This is a genomic window from Ruegeria sp. AJ12 (assembly GCF_056536245.1).
The window spans coordinates 1,577,460-1,596,616 of the sequence record NZ_JBQFJJ010000001.1; the positions used below are offsets into that span (position 1 = coordinate 1,577,460).

Sequence of the window (19,157 nt, forward strand, 5' to 3'; positions counted from 1 at the left end):
TCGTGCGGGCCTTTTTTGTTGATCGCATTCAGGTGCCGTAGACAGGCACCGGACCGGTCACCTCGCCAACGGAGGCGAGCAGGATATCCGAGATAATGTCCAACTCTTCCCGCGTCAGGCGCACAGGCAACCGCACGTCACATGCCTTCATCAACATGTCCCGTGTCTTGGGGAGCTCGAACGTCTCGGGCAGGAACTGCCAGTTCCAGAAGGCGCGCGCATTGTCCTCGCTCAATCCAAAGACCTGAACCTTGACGCCACGCGCTTCGGACGCTGCTGCAAACTCCCGGATTTCGCTTTCGTCCATTCCAACCAGATTGAACTGGATCGAATCCGGTGCCCGGCGTTCCGGTGCCAGCGGGGTGGGAACTTCGACATACGGCGAAGCGTTTAGACGGTCAGCCACGTAGTCATGATTTGACAACCCATCCCGCACGCGCCGCGCCAGTTCAGGTATTTGCGGACGGATGACGGCAGCGCTGAGATTGCTCATCCGCAGGTTATACAGCGGCAACTGGTTCTGCCACCGGGCGAAGGCCTGTTCCAGCTCTGGCGTGTTGTCGCCATGGGGACCTTTGTGCTTTTTCCAGTTGTGCTCGTAGGCACCGGACATGATTACGGCGCGGGCCACCAGGTCGGCGTCGTCGGTAATCAGGATGCCGCCTTCGCCAGCATTGATCATCTTGTAGGACTGGAACGAAAAGCACCCGACTTTGCCGATGGTCCCGATGTTGCGCCCGTGCCAGGTTGTTCCGAGCGAGTGGGCCGCGTCCTCGATCACCGGGATATCGCGGGCGTCGCACAGGTCCATGATTGCATCCATGTCCGACGTGTGCCCGCGCATGTGGCTGATGATGACCGCCTGAACATTGTCCAGCTTGTCCGCAAAATCCGCCATGTCGATGCGATAGTTCTCACCGACTTCGCACAGAACCGGAACACAGTCCGCGTGCATGATGGAAGAGGGGACCGCCGCAAAGGTAAAGCCTGGAATCAACACTCGCGCGTCCCGCGGCAGGCCCAATGCCTTCAATGACAGGAACAGGGCGGCCGAGCACGAAGATACGGCCAGAGCGTATTTTGTGCCCAGCAACTCCGTAAACTCGGTTTCCAGCAAGGCTACCGGCGCGTCCTGCGGCGCGGTGTATCGGAACAGGTCCCCCGATTGCATCAAAGCATCAATGGCGTCTCGTGCGTCTGCGGGGATGGGTTCGGCATCATGAACGTTGGGTGGCAGCGTCATATTTGGTTTTCCCGAATTCTAACTTTTATTTATTTAAATTAAAGCACCTGCCAATGCCAAGCCCTCATTCACCGTGTCGGCGAAATTTCACCAAACCGTCGCAAAGGTTGGAAGGCTCAGAGCCCCAAGCGGTCGCGCAACGCGTACCAGGTCATGGCCAGTACCAGCAGTGGGCTGCGTAGGGCTGATCCGCCGGGAAACGGCAGGGCTGGGACGCGCGCCATCGTGTCGAACCCTTCGGCCTGCCCCTGAATGGCCTGCGCCATCAGTTGCCCGGCATGGGTGGCCGTTCCGACACCATGCCCGGAATAGCCGGACGCGGACAAAATGTTTGGCGCAACCCGTGTCAGATACGGCATCCGACGCATTGTGATTGCCAGGGTGCCGCCCCACGCATAGTCGATTTTCACGTCTTTAAGGTGCGGAAAAATCTGCGACATCGGTTTGCGCACTGTCACCGAGATGTCTGTTGGGAACTTGTAGCCATAACTCTCACCACCACCGAACAGCAAACGACCGTCCGCGCTGAGGCGGAAGTAGTTCACGACGAACTTGGTATCGGCAATGGCCACATCTCTGGTCAGTACTTTGGCTGCGTCAGCGCCCAGCGGTTCAGTTGCTGCGATGAAATTGTTGATCGGCATCACCCGCGCAGCGACGTGCCGGTTCAGATCTCCCAGATACCCATTGCAGGCGAGGATGACATGATCCGCTGTGACCCGCCCGTGGGCTGTCCGGACGGAAACCCGCGCGCCTTGTTCGATATCCAGAACCTCTGTGCCTTCGTGAATGCGGGCCCCTGCTGTCTGCGCAGCTGTCGCCAAACCCAAGGCGAAGTTCAGCGGATGCAGATGACCGGCGCTCATATCCAGATAGCCGCCTTTATAGGCGGGTGACGGGCACAGGGCGCGCCCGGCGTCAGCATCCAGCAATTCGAGCTGGTCATAGCCGTATTTGACCGACAGATGTTCCGCATGCTCGTGCAGCTCATGCCGCTCTCTGTCGCTCAGCGCCATTTCGGCGATGCCGGGTTTCAGGTCGCAGTCAATCTTGTGTTTGGCGACCAGCGATTTCGCCAGGCCCTTGGCCTCTTCGGCGAGATGCCAGAGCTTGGCGGCATCTTCATCGCCCACAAGACGCTCCAGGTCTTCCTGCGCCATGCGCTGGGCGCTGCCGAGTTGTCCCCCGTTACGACCCGATGCACCAAAGCCAACGCGATGCGCCTCGAGCAGCACGACGTCGAATCCGGCTTCCGCCAGATGCAGTGCCGCCGACAGACCGGTGTAACCGCCGCCAACAACGCATACATCTGCTTTTGCATCCCCGGCGAGGGCGGGAAACCGGTCGATTGAATGCGCCGTCGTGGCGTACCAACTGGGCGGATACTCCGCCTTTCGGTCGTTGGAATAGAGCAAATTCATTTCGTCGCCTCAGACGTTCAGCAACAGGTGCTCACGTTCCCACGGCGAGATCACTTGCAGGAACTCTTCGTATTCTGCCCGTTTCACGATGCCGTAGACACGCGCGAATTCGGGGCCGAGCACGTCGTGCAAGGCCGTGGCCTCGTCAAACAGGTCCAGTGCATTGCCCATCACTTGGGGAATATCGCCTTCACCTTCATAGGCGTCGCCATAGAACTGGCGGCGGGGGCGTTCCTGCTGGATCAAACCCAGATAACCGCAGGCCAGTGACAGCGCGATGCCAAGGTACGGGTTACAATCCATCCCGGCGATCCGGTTTTCAATCCGCCGCGCTTCCGGGCCCGACAGCGGTACGCGAATACCCGTGGTGCGATTGTCGCGAGCCCATTCCAGGTTGATCGGTGCCGCGTGATCCTTCACGTAGCGCCGATAGGAGTTCACGTAAGGTGCCATCACGGCCAGACCAGCAGGCAAGTGCATCTGCAAACCGGCGATGAAGTGATAGAACGCGTCCGTCTCGCCACCTTGCGGACCGGAAAAGATATTCTGCCCAGTCTCCACATCGATGATCGAATGGTGGATGTGCATGGCCGACCCGGGTTCATCCTCGATCGGCTTCGCCATGAACGTCGCGAAACAGTTATGACGCAAGGCGGCCTCGCGGATCAGGCGTTTGAAATAGAACACCTCATCGGCCAGTTTGACCGGATCGCCATGGCGCAGATTGATCTCCAGTTGACCAGCGCCCCCTTCCTGAGTGATGCCGTCGATCTCGAACCCCTGATGCTCAGCGAAGTCATAAATGTCATCGATGACCGGGCCGAACTCATCCACGGCCGTCATCGAATAGGCCTGTCGTGCCGCCGCCGGCCGCCCCGAGCGACCCATCATTGGCTTGATGCCCTGGGCCGGATCGACATTGGGTGCGACCAGAAAGAACTCCATCTCGGGCGCCACGATCGGCTCCCAACCCTTCTTGCGATAGAGTTGCACCACACGTTTCAACACGTTGCGCGGGCTGAAGGGGATCGGGTCTCCGTCCCGGTCATAGGCATCGTGAATCACCTGCAGGGTCCAGTCCCCCGTCCACGGCGCAGCGGAGGCTGTCGAGAAGTCCGGTTTAAGGATCATGTCCCGCTCGATGAACCCGTCTTCTCCGGCGGCCTCTCCCCAGTCGCCGGTGATTGTCTGGTAAAAGATACTGTCCGGCAGGTGAAAATAGGATTGCCGTGCAAATTTCGACGCCGGTACCGCCTTGCCGCGCGCGATGCCGGGAAGGTCCGAAATGATGCATTCGACCTCATCCAGTCGCTTGCCGTCCAAATAGGTGCGCGCAGCCTGAGGTAGTTTTTTTGTCCAATCGGCCATCAGGCCCTCGCTCTTTTTAGAAAGTCCGCCATTACGGTTGCGATCTCGGGGTTGTCATCCGGTGCGGTCCGCCGGTTTGCCGCGGCCTCCATCAGGGCGTCGGGGACAAGGCCTTTGCCACGTGTTCGCATCAAACCGGCGATGAAGTCATTTGAAAACTCGGGATGCGCCTGAACCGTCCAGATCGTGTCACCATAGCTCAGCATCGCGTTCTGACAGAAGTCGTTCTGACCCAGGACCCGAGCGCCCTCGGGCAGCTCTGTGACCTGATCCTGATGCCAGGCATTCAGCCACACTTTCTTGCCGTCGAACTCATACTTCGTGCGCCCGACGGCCCATCCGCCTGAAAACTTTTCGACTTTCCCGCCAAGCGCTTGAGCGATGATCTGATGTCCGAAACACACACCGATCAGCGGTTTGCCGCTATCGCGTATGTCACGGATCAGGTCCTCCAGACGGGGAATCCAGGGCAGATCTTCGTAGGCGCCGTGACGCGATCCCGTGATCAGCCAACCATCCGCGTCATCGACCCCGTCTGGAAAGTTTCCGTCCACCACGGCAAATGTTTCGAACTCAAACCCACGTCCATTCAGGAGCCTTGGAAACAGTGTGTCATAATCCCCGAAGTCATCCGTCAACGCGTCGGGGGTGTGGCCGGTTTGTAGAATACCGATTTTCATAGGTCACCAAATTTGATCAAATTAAGCCTAACCGACTCCCGGCGGTCGGACAAGGGGGTCAAACGGCCTCTAGATAACTCAGCCAGTGCTCGTCGGTTGGGCGGTTCGCAAATTGAGAGATTTCCTGCCTTTTGGTCATGGCGAGGTTGCGGATCAGGTCAGCCGAAAACAGGCGCGCAACGGTTGAATCTGTTTCGAAGGCATCGATTGCAGAGGACCAGTCGCCGACCAGTTGCGGCAGGTTTTCGAGTTCGTACGCGTTACCTGAAATTGGGGCAGGGGGCTGCAGGCCGTCCTCGATTCCAACCATTGCAGCGCCCAGAACTGCAGTCAGCATCAGGTATGGATTGATATCGCCGCCGGCAACCCGGTGTTCAATTCGGCGTGCCGCTGGCGCGCCGCCGGGTATGCGTATCGCGGCGGTTCTGTTTTCGTAGGCCCAGCTTGCGCCTGTGGGCGCATGCGAGCCCGGAATAAGGCGGGTGTAGGAGTTGCCGTGCGGCGCAAAGACGAGCGTGCTGCCGGGCATGGCCTTGAGGCATCCCGCCACCGCCGAATGCAACAATTCGGTGCCTTCACGACCGCCGTTGTCGAACACGTTGCGCCCCTGCTGATCCAAGACGGAGAAATGCACATGTAGGCCGTTGCCAGCGTCATCGGCATACGGTTTGGCCATGAATGTCGCGACAAACCCGTGTCTCCGGGCCAGACCACGCGCCAACGCTTTGAAAAGCCACGTATCGTCGGCGCACCGCATTGCGTCCTGATGGTTCAGATTGATTTCGAACTGACCGACACCGCTTTCAGAAATGGCGGTCTGGGCGGGAATGCCCATCGCCGTACAGCCGTCATACAAGTCGGTGAAGAACGCATCAAAGGCATCCATTTCGGCCATCGACAGAATAGAGTCATCTGACAATCGACGCCCTGTTACCGGGTTGATCGGTGGTCGGGGATGCGGGCCGGACGCGTCGATCAGCGTGAATTCCAGTTCGGTTGCCGCAACGACAGACCAACCGCGTTGCGCATAGCGTGACAGTACGGCGGAGAGCGCGTGCCGCGGGTCTCCGGCGAATGGTTCCCCGTCATCGTCATGAAGGCTCATGGGCACCAGCGCCGTATCGTTTTTGAGCCATAGCATGGGGACAGGCCCACGTTCGGTTGGCAGTAGCACCCCGTCCGCATCGCCGGTTTCGAACATCAACGGGCTGTTTTCGATATCGGCACCCCAAAGATCGACGTTCAACACTGAAAACGGCATGCGTACCGTGCCCTGGCTCAGTTTGTCAGCATATGAAGGCGGCACGCGCTTGCCTCGCATTTGACCGTTCAGGTCACAGGCTGCAACGCGAAAACTGTGCAGGGCGCTCAGGTCCATAATGGCCTCCGTTCCTCTCGTTTTCCGAGGTGTACCGGAGCCATCCCGACTTGTCACTAAATTTGATCAAATTTCTGAGGAGCAAAAAACCGCGCCGACCCCAAAGGAACCGGCGCGGGGTTTAATGGGTCAGGAGAAAGCCACACCGTTCTCCGACATTGGCAGCTCGGCAACATGCAGATTGGACAAAGCGTTGATCGCATTTGCCAGAGCAGGGGCCGACGGTGGCGTCCCGGGCTCACCCACACCGGTCGGTGCTTCGGCCGACGGCACAATGTGGACCTCAATCGCGGCGATATCGCCGATCCGAAGCGGTTCGTAGTCCGGGAAATTGAACTGATCCACGGCACCGTCCGTTAGGGTAATCTGACCACGCATGACGTGACCGATCCCGTAGCCGATGCCACCTTCCATCTGGGCGCGGACAATGTCCGGGTTCACCGCGATACCGCAATCCACCGCGCAGGTGACTTTCTCGATGCGGATCCCGTCCTCTGGATCACCCGAGACTTCGACCACCTCAGCGACATAGGACCCAAAGGATTTGTGAACTGCGATACCCTGAGTCCGGCCCGCAGGAGCATTGCCCCAACCGGCCTTTTCCGCCGCCAATCTGAGAACACCAGCTTTGCGTTGCTGATCGGCATTGCCGGTATCCGCGAGATAGGCCAGTCGGAACTCCACCGGATCCCGGCCCGCGGCTGCGGCGGCCAGATCCATCATGGTCTCCATTGCATAGGCCGTATGCGTGTGCCCGACCGAGCGCCACCACAGCACCGTCGTCGCCTTGGGCGTGTCGGTCAGACCCACCGCCATGCCCGGGATTTCATATGGGCTGTCCGCAATCCCTTCGATCGAGCTGTGGTCGACGCCATCATGCACGCTGAACGCTTCAAACGGCGTACCCTTCATGATTGACTGTCCGGCAACCTGATGCTGCCACCCGACGATGTTACCATCCGCATCCAGCCCGACACGGACCTTGTGCCCAAAGGCGGGGCGGTAATAACCGCCGCGGATATCGTCTTCGCGGGTCCAGACCAGTTTGACGGGGCGAGACCGGTCGGTGATGACAAAGGCCAGCGCAGCCTCGACCTGATAGTCTGCCTCTGGTGTCGCCCGGCGTCCGAACGATCCGCCCGCCAGGAGCGTGTTGATCTGTATCTTGTCTTCGGGCAGGCCAAAGATCTGCTGATACGCCATGTGAACGCCGGTTGGAATCTGGCTGCCGTCATGCAGAACGATGGTGCCGTCCGCAGTCTGTTCAATCGTGCAGTTCATCGGTTCCATCGGTGCGTGGGCAAGGAGTGGAAAGTAGAAGGTCTTTTCAACCGATTTAGCTGCCCCATCTATAGACGCAGCAACAGCGGCAGCATCAGCCTGGTTCACATTATACGTGGGCTCTGCATCCAGAGCGGCCATGATCTCGGCTTTGATCTGATCCGAATGCCGGGTTTCGGCTGCCGAGATGTCCCATTCCACCTCAAGGACATCGCGGGCCTGGATCGCGGCCCAGGTGTCTTCTGCGTAGACGGCGACGCCGGCCTGATTGGGCAGGGCAGCCGCGCTGATGAACCCTTTGATTTCCTTCGACGCGGTGTCATCGAACCCGGTGACCAAGGCGCCACGCGCTTCCGGGCGCTTGATCATGGCCACCATCTGGTTCGGCAGGTGCAGGTCCATGCCGTAGATGGCCTGACCATTGCCTTTGATGGCCGAATCCTTGCGGCGCACGGTCTCGTTCCCGATCAGGCGGAACTCTGACGGGTCTTTCAGGCGGGGCTCGGCGGGCGCTTCCATCTGTGCCGCAGCAGCGACAAACGCACTGATCGGAGCTGACTGATCGCCTGCTTTGACGATACCTTCCTCGATCGTGATCTCGGAGGCATCCAAGCCCCAGCTTTCGGCCGCCGCTGAAATCAGCATTTCGCGCGCAGCGGCACCGGCCTGACGGTATTGCATCCACGAGTTCGCCATGGCGGTCGAGCCGCCTGTGCCCTGGAACGGACCAAACAACAGGTTGTTGTAAAGCTGCGGATTGGACGGGGCGAACTCATACTCGATCTGATCCATACGCAGGCCGATTTCCTCGGCGATCAGTGTTGGCAGACCGGTTGCCGGTCCCTGACCCTTTTCAAAGTGCTTTACGATTGCGGTGACCGTGCCATCCGCGTCGATCTTCACGAAGGGGTTGAACTGCGCGGATTCAGAGGAGGCGGCGGCCAACGCACCATCTGCGCGTGCACCCACCAGCAAAACGGCGCCAGCGGCAGCGGCGCCTTTTAGAAATCCACGGCGTGAGGTGTTGATTGTCATGGCTCAGGCCTCCAGAATATCCGATGCGCGCTGAATACCGGCGCGGATGCGTTGATAGGTGGCGCAACGGCAGGCGTTGCCCGACATGTATTCGTCGATCTCTTCGACCGAGGGCTTGGGGTTTTCGGACAGCAACCCAACCGCCGACATCACTTGGCCCGACTGGCAGTAGCCGCACTGGACTACATCCAACTCGACCCAGGCCTGCTGAACAGCCGCGCCTATTTTGTTCTCGCCAACGGCTTCGATTGTGGTGATTTCGGCGTCTTCGACGTCTTCAACAAAGGTCTGGCACGAGCGCACCGGTTCGCCGTTCAAATGCACGGTACACGCGCCGCATGAGGCAACGCCGCAGCCGAATTTGGTTCCGGTCATCTTAAGTTCATCCCGGATCACCCATAGCAGGGGCGTGCCGGGTTCGGCGTCAACCGTGTGGGTTTCGCCATTCAGTTTTAGTGTTAAAGCCATAGGGGGACTCTCCTGTTGGGCTGGTTACCTGAGTCGGTAAACTGGCGGGTTTACAATTTCACAGTTCTCTGGTCTTGTAAACTCTCAAGTTTACGCAGAATTTGACCATCGCCCGTCAATGGGTCTATAGCTCTGGCATGAATGAATGCCCTGCACCAAATGCGTCCAAACACGCCCAGATCATCGAAGCTGCCGTAGCCGAGTTTCAGGAAAAGGGTTTTGCCGCGGCCAGTATGGATCGCATCTCGGCGCGGGCAGAGGTGTCAAAGCGCACACTCTATAAGTACTTTGAAAGCAAGGAAAATCTGTTTCGATCGATTGTGATCGAGCTGTCCAACCGCTTTGCCGAAGTGCTGGAAATCCGGTACGAAAAAGGGCGCGATATCCGCGAACAGTTGACCGAGCTGGCCTGGGCCGAAGGGCGGATTCTGATGTCACCCGAGGTCATTGCAATGTCCCGGATGGTGATCAGCGAAACTCTGCGCAATCCGGTGCTGGCGGCAGAGGCGCAGGGCAAACTGGATAAGACAGCAACGTTTATTGCCATGCTCCGCGACGCGGCCGAAGACGGTCAGTTGCAGATCAAGGACCCCGAGCGCGCCGGTCGCGAGTTCATAGGTCTGATTAAGGCAAGGGCGTTCTGGCCAATGCTGTTCACCGGGGCAGTCCTCAGCCAACCTGAGATGGCCGAAACCATCGAAAACAGCGTCGAGATGATGATCAGCCGGTATGGCGCAACAACGGATCTGGCGCGTGCCTGAAGCCAATGAGATGCGCTTCGGAAATGGGCTGGTGCATGTGCCAACCCCGTTCGGGCTTGACGGGACGACAAGAGACAGGTGTTCCGGAAAACGGGTCACCTCAATGCGCACAGCGGAGGCGAAATCTTGACGGACAAGGTACAGAAGGCCGCACGCCTGAGCGTCGCGCCGATGATGGATTGGACTGACCGTCATTGCCGTTACTTGCACCGGTTACTCAGCGCCGAAACCTTGTTGTATACCGAGATGGTGACGGCTCCTGCGCTGGTGCGCGGGCGTGCGCTGCATCTATTGGACTACAACGCTCAGGAGCATCCGGTAGCGCTGCAATTGGGGGGCTCGGACCCTCAGGAGCTGGCGGCGGCAGCCCGGTTGGGAGCCGAGGTTGGGTATGACGAGATCAACCTGAATTGCGGGTGTCCGTCGGATCGGGTGCAGTCCGGTACGTTTGGGGCCGTCCTGATGAAAGATCCGGCGCGTGTCGCCGACTGCGTCGCTGCCATGCGCGCAGCGGTGGATGTCGACGTCACGGTCAAATGCCGGATTGGCGTGGATGAGCAGGAACCCAACGACGTTTTGCCCACGTTTTTGGATCAGATCCGGGCGGCGGGGTGTCGGCGGGTGACGATTCACGCGCGAAAGGCCTGGCTGCAGGGGCTCAGCCCAAAGGAAAACCGGGACATTCCGCCGCTCGATTATGACCTCGTGCATCGAATGAAAGCCGCGTTTCCCGACCTTCATATTTCGATCAATGGGGGTATCACCACGCTGAGCCAGGCGCGGTCGCATCTGGAGGCGGGACTGGATGGCGTCATGGTCGGGCGTGCCGCCTATCACCAGCCGACGGATATTCTGGCTGAGGCCGACGTTCGAATCTTCGGAACCGGGACCGTTCGCGAACCGATTGATGTTGTCCGTCAAATGGTGCCCTATGTCGAACAGCATCTTACCGAGGGCGGGCGATTGCACCAGATCACACGCCATATGCTGGGTCTTTTCGCCGGGCGACCCGGCGCGCGGGCGTGGCGGCGTGCGCTGTCGGAAGGTGCCGTGCACAAAGGAGCCGGGCCCGAGGTGATGTTGCAGGCGCTGGATCATGTGGCGCCTTTGGCTGAGGCGTAGTGGATTGAAATACGGCCCAAGGCCGATTTGGGGGAAGGATGCCCGAGACGATGTTGCTGGCCCAGATGCTGGGCCTTTTGCTTGTGATCGGGGCACTGGCGGGCGTACTGGCCGGGCTCTTGGGTGTCGGTGGTGGGATCGTTTTGGTGCCCGCCTTTTTCTATGCGTTTCAGACCCTTGGTTATGGCGGCCCACAGCTGATGCAGCTGTGTCTGGCGACTTCTCTGGCGACGATCATTGTCACCTCGATCCGCTCGGTTCTGGCCCATAACAAAAAGGGGGCCGTGGATTGGGACATCCTGCGGGGCTGGGGACCCGGGATCGCCATCGGAGCGATCATCGGCATGTCTGTCGCCTCCATCCTGAAGACCGAGGCTTTGCAGGCCTTGTTCGGGGTTCTGGGCATGGTGATTGGGGCCTATCTGGGTCTGGGACGGTCGGAATGGCGGCTGGGAGACGCGATGCCAAAGGGTGTGAAACGCGCGGTATTGTCGCCTTCGGTCGGGTTTCTTTCGGTTCTGATGGGGATCGGTGGCGGTAGTTTCGGTGTGCCGCTCATGAGCCTCTTCAACACTCCGATCCACCGCGCGGTTGCAACGGCGGCCGGGTTTGGCGTGATAATCGCAGTGCCATCGGTCATAGGATTTCTGTTTCTGGATATCCCCACCGAGCATCGTCCGCCTCTGACCATCGGTGCGGTCAATCTCGTTGCCTTCTGTATCGTGGTGGCGATGACGATGATTACGGCACCGTGGGGGGTCAGGCTGGCGCATGCGATGGACCCCAAACCGCTTAAACGGGTCTTCGCGGTGTTTCTGACCCTGGTAGCCTTGAACATGCTGCGAAAAGCGCTGGGATGGTGAGCGATTTCTGGACCCGAGGATGGGTGAAATTCCCTTATGATACAGACCTGGCCGAATGGGTGACCCATGCCCTGCCGGTCGCCCGCGCCTCGGTCACCGATCCGGCCCATGCCGAATGGCTGGATTGTGATGGCACGTGGTTCATCGGCGTCGATGCGTTGAGCAACGACGCGGAGGGCAGCGTAGGCGCCTCAGGGCCGCTGGCCGGTGAGGCCATGGAGTTCGTTGCCCGGCACCTTGGTGCCCTGTCACTGCACAAAGGACAGGTTTCCGTGATCTATCCCGGCTATCCCCGTCCGCGTCGGGGTGAGACCGAAGCCGCAGCACGTTACCGTCGGAACCGGGATGCGGCTCATGTTGACGGTTTGCGACCGTCGGGTCCGGACCGACGACGGCGGGTTGACGAACCGCACGCCTGGATTCTGGGCATTCCTCTGACCGATGTCAGTGCAGATGCCGCGCCGATGGTGGTCTGGGACGGCAGTCACACGATCCTGCGCGCCGCTTTTAGACAAGCCCTTGACGTTCATCCGCGTGATACGCTTCACGAGGTCGACATTACTGACGTCTACCAGTCCGCCCGCCGTGAGGTTTTTGAAACCTGCCCCCGCATCGAAGTGCCGGCACGTCCGGGTGAGGCATACCTGCTGCATCGCCATTGTCTGCACCGGGTCGCACCATGGGGCAGGGATGCCACTGCCGGGCCCGATGGACGGATGATTGCCTATTTTCGCCCGGAATGCGCAGGGGGTGTGGCCGAATGGATCGAATCCCCATAACCTCCTGTCATTCTTTGACTTTGGAGGTTTTGATCCATGATTACGGTCCATACAAATTCAGATGGCGCGCTGATTGAGGTCGAGTTGTCCGGCGAGGTCACCAGCGCCGATTACGCGAACACTCTGGTCCCCGCGATCGAGGCCGCTCTTGCCGAACACGATGCCGTGCGTCTGCTGGCCATCGTGCAGCCGGAATTCAAAGGATACGATCTGGGGGCAGCGTGGTCGGATACCAAACTTGGACTGAGTCACTGGCGCGGATTTGACCGGATCGCCGTGGTGGCGGATCAGGGATGGGTACAAACAAGCATCCGGCTGGCCGCCCCGATCCTGCCGTGCCCGGTGCAGGTGTTCGAGATGACGGAGTTGGAGGCCGCCCGGCGCTGGATGCGCGAGTCGCTAGGCTCAATCCACATCACTGATCTCGGCGGGCCCTGTGTCCAGATCAGCCTGCTGGGCAAACTCGACCCGGAGGAGTACAGGCAAGCGGAAGCAGACCTGGACACCCTCCTGCGGGATCGTGAGGGATTCCGCCTGTTGATCGATCTGCGAGAATTCGATGGCTGGCAGGGGCTGTCGGCGTTGGCGGCCCATTTCCGGCTGGCCAGCCGCCATATCGGGCTTTTGGATCGAGCGGCAATAGTCGGAGACAAATCTTGGCAGCAAATGGCGCAGCGTGTCGCCAGCCACGTGCTGGGAACACGGACACAGTTTTTTGCCTCCGATGAGTATGACAACGCCAAAAGCTGGCTGGCGACCGGCTGAACCACGGGATGCGAGTTTCGGTCTTCTTGCGCCATCCGCGTATCTCATTTTTCTGCGCTGGTCTTGCAATTTGAGATTTCCAGGACACAGAGCATCACTTCTGACGTAAGGGAATGTGTTTATACCTGAAGGTTTTTCTTGATTGATCAGTCAAGCAAGGCAAGAAGAAGGTCCATTTCCAGCAGAGACCTGCAGGACCTACCACTGAATGCACCGCCTCGCTGTGGGTCGCCACTCACTCAAGCCGATGTTCTTGAACTCTTCCCCCTCGGAGTTCAGACCCGATCCGCAGCGACGCTGACTTGAACCTTGCTGAGGTGCGCGGTTTGCCTATGTGGAATGTCTCGCATCTTTGACTCAGAGGACGGAGTTTTCTGAATCCGATCAATGGGCCGCGTCATGCAATACTGACCCAGACGTCAAGCGTTTCTGACCCAAACCGTCCGTTCGCTGCGCCATACTCGAATAGGTAAGCTGCGGGATTAAGCGCCAATTAGCTGCGATTGCGCGAATGGCCGTTAGTTCAAATAAACCAATTTCTTGAGTAATGGGCGGAGGAACTTTGGTTCGGTTATTGAGAGACTATCTCCATCAATCATGAATTGTTTGTTTTGACTTGCGAGCCACTGCGTCTTGCTATTGAGCGGCGGGCTTGAAGGGGCGCGGGCTAGCTCACTCCAACTCGCCACATCCAGCAAACTGGTAGCGTCGGCAAAGCCTACGACGACGACTTCAGGGCCTTCTAGTGTTTCGATCCAGAGGAAGTGGACCGGTGCCGTTGCGTCAACTGCTGGTTTTGCCCTCCTAATTTTGAAGGCACCATTGAAACCGCACTGTTTGAGAAGCGCAAACGCGGTTTCTCCATCGATCCTTGGCCCAAGCTTGCTAGTCTGATGAGCGCTCCATATCTTGGGATGTGTTTGTCCTACTTGCTTCCATTTTCCCCGTAGATAAGCGTCGATGTCTGGAACTTCCATGCGTGGGAAATGTGAATTCAGCCATTCCGAAAATGCTATTTCAAAAGCCTGATGCGTTTGTCCTTGAACCTCGGTTTGTTTCGCAAGCTCTTCTTCAGTCGAAACTAAAAGGGCGTCGTGGATGAAAACATCAATCTCTTGAGTGGTCCATTCGGAGCGCGCTTTGATCGTCGCATGTGCCGATCTCGCCTTGTTTGCCAAAACGACACCCCCCAGCCGTTCGGCAAGGTCGGCCATTGGCAACAAGCAGGTCGCATCGCATCCATGCCCTGACATAAATTGGTTGATGCCTTGCGCAGCTAGCAGGACATCACTTATGTGCGCGTTGCTCGTTCCTCGGACCATTAAGTCGGAGATGTCGTCTAGAGGTCCGTAGTATTCTTCCACTTCACGACCAAGAGCGTCCCAATACTTGGCTTCCTTAGGTCGGTAAGGGATCGTATCAAATATCAAGGTATATCCCACTATGGTAGTTTGTTGGACAGAGACGACAAAAACGCCTCCAGACAATTACGGTTTCTTTGTGCGTCGAATAACCCGTAGCGGACGTTTGAGCAACTTGCAGCATCATGCATTTTGGGCTCTTCCAATACTTTCGCCGCATCCCATGCGGAGGGCGGCTTGGCCATTTAGGGTCAGTTTTTGACGTGAAGGTCAAAGCTGTCTGACGTTCGACAGCCAATCATGAATAGAATTCTGCACGGCGGAATGGTAGCGGTCTCTACCCCGGATAGTCTGTGCCCGGAACCCGTATCGGCGATCTCAAATCCCCTTCAGGCCACCAACCCGAATAGGAGGACCTCTTTCGTTCAGATCTGGCGAAAGGATTGCTTGATTCTCGCCCAATCAAGCGTAGTGGCTGATCTTCGTAGAGATCAATTAAAACAGAACGTTAAGGTGTTATCCTTGCGATCCGTTCAGTCGAGCCGCGCGACCGCCGCGCCGTTTGGCGAGACGGGGTTTCCGGGACGGCAGCTCTTCCATGATGCCGGCACGTTCGGTGCTGTTCATCTTGGACCATCTGGTGATCTCGTCGATGGTGCGATAACAGCCTGTACAGATCCGTTCGGTCGGGTGGACGACACAGATCTGGATGCAAGGGCTTTCGACCTCGTTCCGTTTCCACACCATATTCGTCATCAATGGTCTCCGACCCGTTAGAGAAAGCGCAGTCTGTCCAGCGCACCTTGCAAGATATAGCCCGCGGCAACGTGGTCGATAACCTGTCCGCGACGTTTTCGTGTCGTATCCGCCTCAAGCAGTGCTTTTTCTGCAGCAATTGTGCTCAGGCGTTCATCCCAGAACCCTATGGGCACGTCCGTCAGGCGAGACAAGTTGCGGGCAAAGGCGCGTGTGGATTGGCAGCGAGGGCCTTCGGTCCCGTCCATGTTTTTGGGCAGGCCCAGCAGGATGCCTCCGATCTCCCGATCCTCGGCGATCTCCAGCAGTCGGGCAGAATCCAGTGTGAATTTTTTGCGCCGCACGGTTTCGAGCGGGCTGGCAACGCCGCGAAATGTGTCCGAGACGGCGACCCCAATGGTCTTTTCACCCAAATCCAGCCCCAGCACGGCTGTCATGGGGGGCAATGCGGCGGCAAAGTCTTCGAAGGTGTCGTGGATCACTGCGCAATCCCGGCCTGATACGCCGCCGCATCAATCATGCGCAAAGCCTCGTTGTTTCCGGCAAAGACTTCCATCGCCTCATTTTTGATGTCGATGGCGCGCTGCGCCTGTCCCAGAACACCCAATGCCGCAATCAGTCGGGCCCATTCTTCGGGCGAGCCGCCTTCGGTTGCAAGGCGGGCCGACAACCCTTCGACCATACCCTGGATCATGGCCTGCCGCTCCTCGGCGCTCAATTCTCCGGCGGCATCCATGTCTTCCTGGTTCGGCCCGGACAAGGCGGGCGCGGCGCTCAGATCGGGTGCGTTAAAGACACCTGCGCGAAAGGCAAGCTGATCGAGTTGTCCGGCAATCGCGTCCGCCCACGGCGCACCGGCCGGGGCATCCCGCAAGGTTTCCAGCCAAATACGATAGGCAATGTCGGGTCGTCCGATCTGCGCAAGCATCTGCCCCTGATAGTACCGGGCTGGTCCGTGTTTGGGATCACGCTCCAGCGCTTGGCTCAACGCGTCTTCGGCCTCGGGTGAGACATAGCCTCCGGCAGCAAGGATCATCATTTCACCGAGGTCCGCATAGGCATTGGCCGAGGCGGAGGGGCCGGACAGCTCGATGACCCTTTGCTGTGCGGCGTATCCTGCCTTGAAGTTGCCCGCGTTGGTTTCGTGCTGAGCCAACAGCATATGGCCTTGCCGATCATCCGGTCGTTCAGCGACCGTTGCGCGCAACTGGTCGAGCAGCGCGGCATAGGCTTCCTCCAGTTGCGGAGGTTCAATCGGGCTGACCAGTGCCTCTGCATCCAGTTGCGAGGGCCGGTTTGTGCGCATCTCTTCGGCCAGGTCCAGACGTGCGGTCAGGGGCATGTCCGGCAGGCCGACGGCTCCGATGCGATGATACAACGCCATCGCACCTCCGATCAGCACCGCACTTACGGCCAGAATGGCAATAACGGATGTAAGGGGGGACGGCCCGGAACCCTTGCTGTCTTTTTTCATCTGCGCATCCGCCGCCAGAACGCGGCGCGAGATTTCCGTCCGGATGCGCTCGGCATCGGCTTCTCCGATGACGCCGCGCGCAAGATCACGGTCGACACCGGCAAGCTGTTCGCGATAGACGCGCAGGTCGTAGGCGGCGGCCGGCTCATCCCCACGACGCCCGCGCAACAGGGTAAAGCCAAGGAACGCGGCGATCAGCAGCGCGGCAAGAAATATTACAACCCAGAACGTCATGGTGTCTCCGATATGGCTGCCCTGACTTAGACCCGCGCGTCGTCGGACAAAAGGGACAAATGGCCGCGAAAGGCGCAGATGTCGCAATAATAGGGGCTATGTCGCAATAGTGCGATATTGCGGCGTTGCATGGCAGGGCCAAACCGCCCGCACGCGGCATATCTGCGTCCAATCACCGAACCGGATGGATTCGTCTATGAAACACTATTCAGCCTTTGCTGTGGCGCGCGAAGCCTTGCGCTATCACACGGGATGGGAGCGTGCCTGGCGCGCGCCAGAACCCAAGAAACGCTATGACGTGATCATCGTCGGGGCGGGTGGGCACGGCCTCGCGACGGCGTATTATCTGGGCAAGAATTACGGCATCCAGAACGTCGCGGTGATCGAAAAAGGCTGGTTGGGCGGTGGGAACACCGGTCGGAATACCACGATTATCCGCTCGAATTATCTGCAGGACCCGTCCGCGGCACTGTATGAAAAGGCGCGGAGCCTGTACGAAGATCTGAGCCAGGAGCTGAACTATAACGTCATGTTCAGCCCGCGCGGCGTGATGATGCTGGCCCAGACCCAGCACGAGATTCGCGGCTACCAGCGCACCGCGCATGCCAACGCCCTGCAAGGCGTGAAGACGGAATGGATCACCCCCGAGCGCGTCAAGCAACTGGTGCCGATCATCAACATCGACGGCCCGCGCTACCCGGTTCTGGGTGCGCTGTGGCAGGAACGCGGCGGCACGGCCCGTCACGATGCGGTGGCGTGGGGATATGCCCGTGCGTGCTCGGCCATGGGCATGGACATCATCCAGCAATGCGAGGTGCAAGGCGTCCGGTCCGAGAACGGACGCGTCGTCGGTGTTGACACCACCAAGGGTGCGATCGACTGTGACAAATTGGGCATCGTGGTTGCAGGTCATTCCGGGCAACTGGCCGAGATGGCGGGCTTCCGTCTGCCGCTGGAGGCCATTTCCCTGCAGGCGCTGGTGTCAGAGCCGATCAAGCCTTGCATGGACGTGGTTGTGATGGCCAACACTGTACATGGCTACATGAGCCAGTCCGACAAGGGCGAGATGGTGATTGGCGGCGGCACCGACGGGTTCAACAACTACACCCAGCGCGGCAGCTTCCACCACATCGAGGAAACCGTGCGGGCGCTGGTCGAGACTTTCCCGATGATCTCACGCCTGAAGATGCTGCGGCAATGGGGTGGGATCGTGGACATGACCGGGGATCGCTCCCCCATTCTGTCTAAAACGCCTCTGGGCGGCTGCTTTATCAACTGCGGCTGGGGGACGGGCGGCTTCAAGGCCATCCCGGGTTCGGGCTGGGGCATGGCGCAGCTGATGGCAACGGGTCATTCGCCGCTGACCGAAGCCTTTACGCTGGACCGCTTCAAAGAGGGCCGCTTCATCGACGAAAGCGTTGCGGCGGGGGTGGCGCATTGACTACTTCTCTCGTCAATAAACTGGCCAAAGATCAAGACGCCCTCGCCGTGCTGGCGTGGGACGCTTGGATTTATGGGAAAAGTTCCGAGGGTGTCAAAAAACTTGGCGGCATGAGGGCATATGTAGGTTTAGTAGCCACGCTTCCTGCTGCCGCTATTGCGCTTCGGGTTCTTGACACAAGCGTCAACACTGCTCTGGCGGGCATACTGCTTTTGTTCCTGAAGATGTTCGAGCAGCAGTTGGTTTTTGTGGCGAAGAAAGAGCTGACTGGTGAAATGAAAGAAAGAGTGGTGTCGGGAGTTTCTGTCCTCACCATATTTTCGATGATGATTGCGCTGATTGCATGGTTTGTGATTGGCGGCCTTGTGGATGGAGGCCAATAGTGCTGATCCTGAACTGCCCCTATTGCGGCGTGGATGCCGAAGAAACCGAGCTTGCTGCCGGTGGTGAGGCGCATTTGAAGCGTTATGGTCCGGGATCGTCGGATGACGAATTCCACGACTACCTGTTCATACGCGAGAACCCCAAGGGCGTTCATTTTGAACGCTGGCGCCATGCAAACGGCTGTGGAAAGTGGTTCCACGCTGCACGTTGCACGCAGACGCTTGAAGTCTTCGGGACCTATTCTGCGCAGGTCACAGAGCCGCCGCAGAACATCAAAGATGCCATTACGGCCAAGCGCCCGGGATGGTCATGGAGAGCGTTCTCGGTATGAGTCACCTTTTTC

The 19,157-nt window shown here is 58.9% G+C and carries 19 protein-coding genes; 8 read left to right on the forward strand and 11 right to left on the reverse strand.

Annotation, left to right across the window (positions count from 1 at the left end; genetic code table 11):
• Positions 1–28: 28 nt before the first annotated feature.
• From ACR3E0_RS08020 to ACR3E0_RS08050, 7 genes are all read right to left on the reverse strand, one after another.
• Positions 29–1,243 carry a DegT/DnrJ/EryC1/StrS family aminotransferase gene (locus ACR3E0_RS08020; protein ID WP_480477863.1) on the reverse strand — a complete coding sequence of 405 codons (1,215 nt, stop codon included), beginning with the start codon at positions 1,241–1,243 and terminating at the stop codon, positions 29–31.
• A gap of 116 nt (positions 1,244–1,359) precedes the next feature.
• A complete protein-coding gene (locus ACR3E0_RS08025) occupies positions 1,360–2,664 on the reverse strand; it encodes an NAD(P)/FAD-dependent oxidoreductase (protein WP_480477865.1) in 1,305 nt (434 codons plus the stop codon).
• 9 nt (positions 2,665–2,673) lie between these two features.
• On the reverse strand, positions 2,674–4,032 hold the full coding sequence (locus ACR3E0_RS08030) for a glutamine synthetase family protein (protein ID WP_480477867.1): 1,359 nt from the start codon (positions 4,030–4,032) through the stop codon (positions 2,674–2,676).
• Entirely contained in the window at positions 4,032–4,712 is a 681-nt protein-coding gene (locus ACR3E0_RS08035; protein ID WP_480477869.1) for a type 1 glutamine amidotransferase, read from the reverse strand. The genes ACR3E0_RS08030 and ACR3E0_RS08035 overlap by 1 nt, the downstream gene beginning before the upstream one ends.
• Positions 4,713–4,770: 58 nt before the next feature.
• Positions 4,771–6,090 carry a glutamine synthetase family protein gene (locus ACR3E0_RS08040; RefSeq protein WP_480477871.1) on the reverse strand — a complete coding sequence of 440 codons (1,320 nt, stop codon included), beginning with the start codon at positions 6,088–6,090 and terminating at the stop codon, positions 4,771–4,773.
• Positions 6,091–6,219: 129 nt separating this feature from the next.
• On the reverse strand, positions 6,220–8,406 hold the full coding sequence (locus ACR3E0_RS08045; RefSeq protein ID WP_480477873.1) for a xanthine dehydrogenase family protein molybdopterin-binding subunit: 2,187 nt from the start codon (positions 8,404–8,406) through the stop codon (positions 6,220–6,222).
• 3 nt (positions 8,407–8,409) lie between these two features.
• The gene (locus tag ACR3E0_RS08050) at positions 8,410–8,874 is read right to left on the reverse strand and encodes a (2Fe-2S)-binding protein (protein WP_480477875.1); all 465 of its coding nucleotides are present in this window, start codon (positions 8,872–8,874) and stop codon (positions 8,410–8,412) included.
• A gap of 137 nt (positions 8,875–9,011) precedes the next feature.
• Between ACR3E0_RS08050 and ACR3E0_RS08055 the strand changes: the two genes are divergently transcribed.
• From ACR3E0_RS08055 to ACR3E0_RS08075, 5 genes are all read left to right on the forward strand, one after another.
• The gene (locus ACR3E0_RS08055) at positions 9,012–9,635 is read left to right on the forward strand and encodes a TetR/AcrR family transcriptional regulator (protein ID WP_480477877.1); all 624 of its coding nucleotides are present in this window, start codon (positions 9,012–9,014) and stop codon (positions 9,633–9,635) included.
• 126 nt (positions 9,636–9,761) lie between these two features.
• The gene (gene dusA, locus ACR3E0_RS08060) at positions 9,762–10,757 is read left to right on the forward strand and encodes a tRNA dihydrouridine(20/20a) synthase DusA (RefSeq protein ID WP_480477879.1); all 996 of its coding nucleotides are present in this window, start codon (positions 9,762–9,764) and stop codon (positions 10,755–10,757) included.
• Between the two features lie 38 nt (positions 10,758–10,795).
• Positions 10,796–11,620, forward strand: coding sequence for a sulfite exporter TauE/SafE family protein (locus ACR3E0_RS08065; protein WP_480477881.1), 825 nt, complete (start codon positions 10,796–10,798; stop codon positions 11,618–11,620).
• Complete coding sequence (locus tag ACR3E0_RS08070; RefSeq protein WP_480477883.1) at positions 11,614–12,399, forward strand: hypothetical protein; 786 nt, start codon at positions 11,614–11,616, stop codon at positions 12,397–12,399. The genes ACR3E0_RS08065 and ACR3E0_RS08070 overlap by 7 nt, the downstream gene beginning before the upstream one ends.
• A gap of 36 nt (positions 12,400–12,435) precedes the next feature.
• Positions 12,436–13,164, forward strand: a complete 729-nt coding sequence (locus ACR3E0_RS08075; protein ID WP_480477885.1) for a SpoIIAA family protein — start codon at positions 12,436–12,438, stop codon at positions 13,162–13,164.
• A 518-nt stretch (positions 13,165–13,682) separates the two neighbouring features.
• Here the strand turns inward: ACR3E0_RS08075 and ACR3E0_RS08080 are convergent.
• The 4 genes from ACR3E0_RS08080 to ccmI form a co-directional block, all read right to left on the reverse strand.
• A complete protein-coding gene (locus ACR3E0_RS08080; RefSeq protein ID WP_480477887.1) occupies positions 13,683–14,594 on the reverse strand; it encodes a hypothetical protein in 912 nt (303 codons plus the stop codon).
• 447 nt (positions 14,595–15,041) lie between these two features.
• Complete coding sequence (locus ACR3E0_RS08085; protein WP_480477889.1) at positions 15,042–15,281, reverse strand: DUF1289 domain-containing protein; 240 nt, start codon at positions 15,279–15,281, stop codon at positions 15,042–15,044.
• Between the two features lie 17 nt (positions 15,282–15,298).
• Positions 15,299–15,763, reverse strand: coding sequence for a Holliday junction resolvase RuvX (ruvX, locus tag ACR3E0_RS08090; protein ID WP_480477891.1), 465 nt, complete (start codon positions 15,761–15,763; stop codon positions 15,299–15,301).
• Positions 15,760–16,989: a c-type cytochrome biogenesis protein CcmI gene (gene ccmI / locus ACR3E0_RS08095; RefSeq protein ID WP_480477893.1), complete on the reverse strand. Its 1,230-nt coding sequence runs from the start codon at positions 16,987–16,989 to the stop codon at positions 15,760–15,762. Before ccmI ends, ruvX begins: the two co-directional genes overlap by 4 nt.
• A 196-nt stretch (positions 16,990–17,185) precedes the next feature.
• On the opposite strand from ccmI, the gene ACR3E0_RS08100 reads away from it, so the two are divergent.
• Genes ACR3E0_RS08100 through ACR3E0_RS08110 form a run of 3 tightly spaced genes read left to right on the forward strand, consistent with a single transcriptional unit; the run spans position 17,186 to position 19,145 of the window.
• Positions 17,186–18,430 carry a sarcosine oxidase subunit beta family protein gene (locus tag ACR3E0_RS08100; RefSeq protein WP_480477895.1) on the forward strand — a complete coding sequence of 415 codons (1,245 nt, stop codon included), beginning with the start codon at positions 17,186–17,188 and terminating at the stop codon, positions 18,428–18,430.
• Positions 18,427–18,813: a hypothetical protein gene (locus ACR3E0_RS08105; protein ID WP_480477897.1), complete on the forward strand. Its 387-nt coding sequence runs from the start codon at positions 18,427–18,429 to the stop codon at positions 18,811–18,813. The genes ACR3E0_RS08100 and ACR3E0_RS08105 overlap by 4 nt, the downstream gene beginning before the upstream one ends.
• Positions 18,813–19,145 carry a sarcosine oxidase subunit delta gene (locus ACR3E0_RS08110; protein WP_480477899.1) on the forward strand — a complete coding sequence of 111 codons (333 nt, stop codon included), beginning with the start codon at positions 18,813–18,815 and terminating at the stop codon, positions 19,143–19,145. The genes ACR3E0_RS08105 and ACR3E0_RS08110 overlap by 1 nt, the downstream gene beginning before the upstream one ends.
• Positions 19,146–19,157: the final 12 nt, after the last annotated feature.

Bases quoted from the DNA above. Each gene is read 5' to 3' on its own strand.
- ACR3E0_RS08020 (WP_480477863.1), bottom strand. From the start codon at position 1,243: ATGACGCTGCCACCCAACGTTCATGATGCCGAACCCATCCCCGCAGAC.
- ACR3E0_RS08025 (WP_480477865.1), bottom strand. From the start codon at position 2,664: ATGAATTTGCTCTATTCCAACGACCGAAAGGCGGAGTATCCGCCCAGT.
- ACR3E0_RS08030 (WP_480477867.1), bottom strand. From the start codon at position 4,032: ATGGCCGATTGGACAAAAAAACTACCTCAGGCTGCGCGCACCTATTTG.
- ACR3E0_RS08035 (WP_480477869.1), bottom strand. From the start codon at position 4,712: ATGAAAATCGGTATTCTACAAACCGGCCACACCCCCGACGCGTTGACG.
- ACR3E0_RS08040 (WP_480477871.1), bottom strand. From the start codon at position 6,090: ATGGACCTGAGCGCCCTGCACAGTTTTCGCGTTGCAGCCTGTGACCTG.
- ACR3E0_RS08045 (WP_480477873.1), bottom strand. From the start codon at position 8,406: ATGACAATCAACACCTCACGCCGTGGATTTCTAAAAGGCGCCGCTGCC.
- ACR3E0_RS08050 (WP_480477875.1), bottom strand. From the start codon at position 8,874: ATGGCTTTAACACTAAAACTGAATGGCGAAACCCACACGGTTGACGCC.
- ACR3E0_RS08055 (WP_480477877.1), top strand. From the start codon at position 9,012: ATGAATGAATGCCCTGCACCAAATGCGTCCAAACACGCCCAGATCATC.
- ACR3E0_RS08065 (WP_480477881.1), top strand. From the start codon at position 10,796: ATGCCCGAGACGATGTTGCTGGCCCAGATGCTGGGCCTTTTGCTTGTG.
- ACR3E0_RS08070 (WP_480477883.1), top strand. From the start codon at position 11,614: ATGGTGAGCGATTTCTGGACCCGAGGATGGGTGAAATTCCCTTATGAT.
- ACR3E0_RS08075 (WP_480477885.1), top strand. From the start codon at position 12,436: ATGATTACGGTCCATACAAATTCAGATGGCGCGCTGATTGAGGTCGAG.
- ACR3E0_RS08085 (WP_480477889.1), bottom strand. From the start codon at position 15,281: ATGACGAATATGGTGTGGAAACGGAACGAGGTCGAAAGCCCTTGCATC.
- ccmI (WP_480477893.1), bottom strand. From the start codon at position 16,989: ATGACGTTCTGGGTTGTAATATTTCTTGCCGCGCTGCTGATCGCCGCG.
- ACR3E0_RS08100 (WP_480477895.1), top strand. From the start codon at position 17,186: ATGAAACACTATTCAGCCTTTGCTGTGGCGCGCGAAGCCTTGCGCTAT.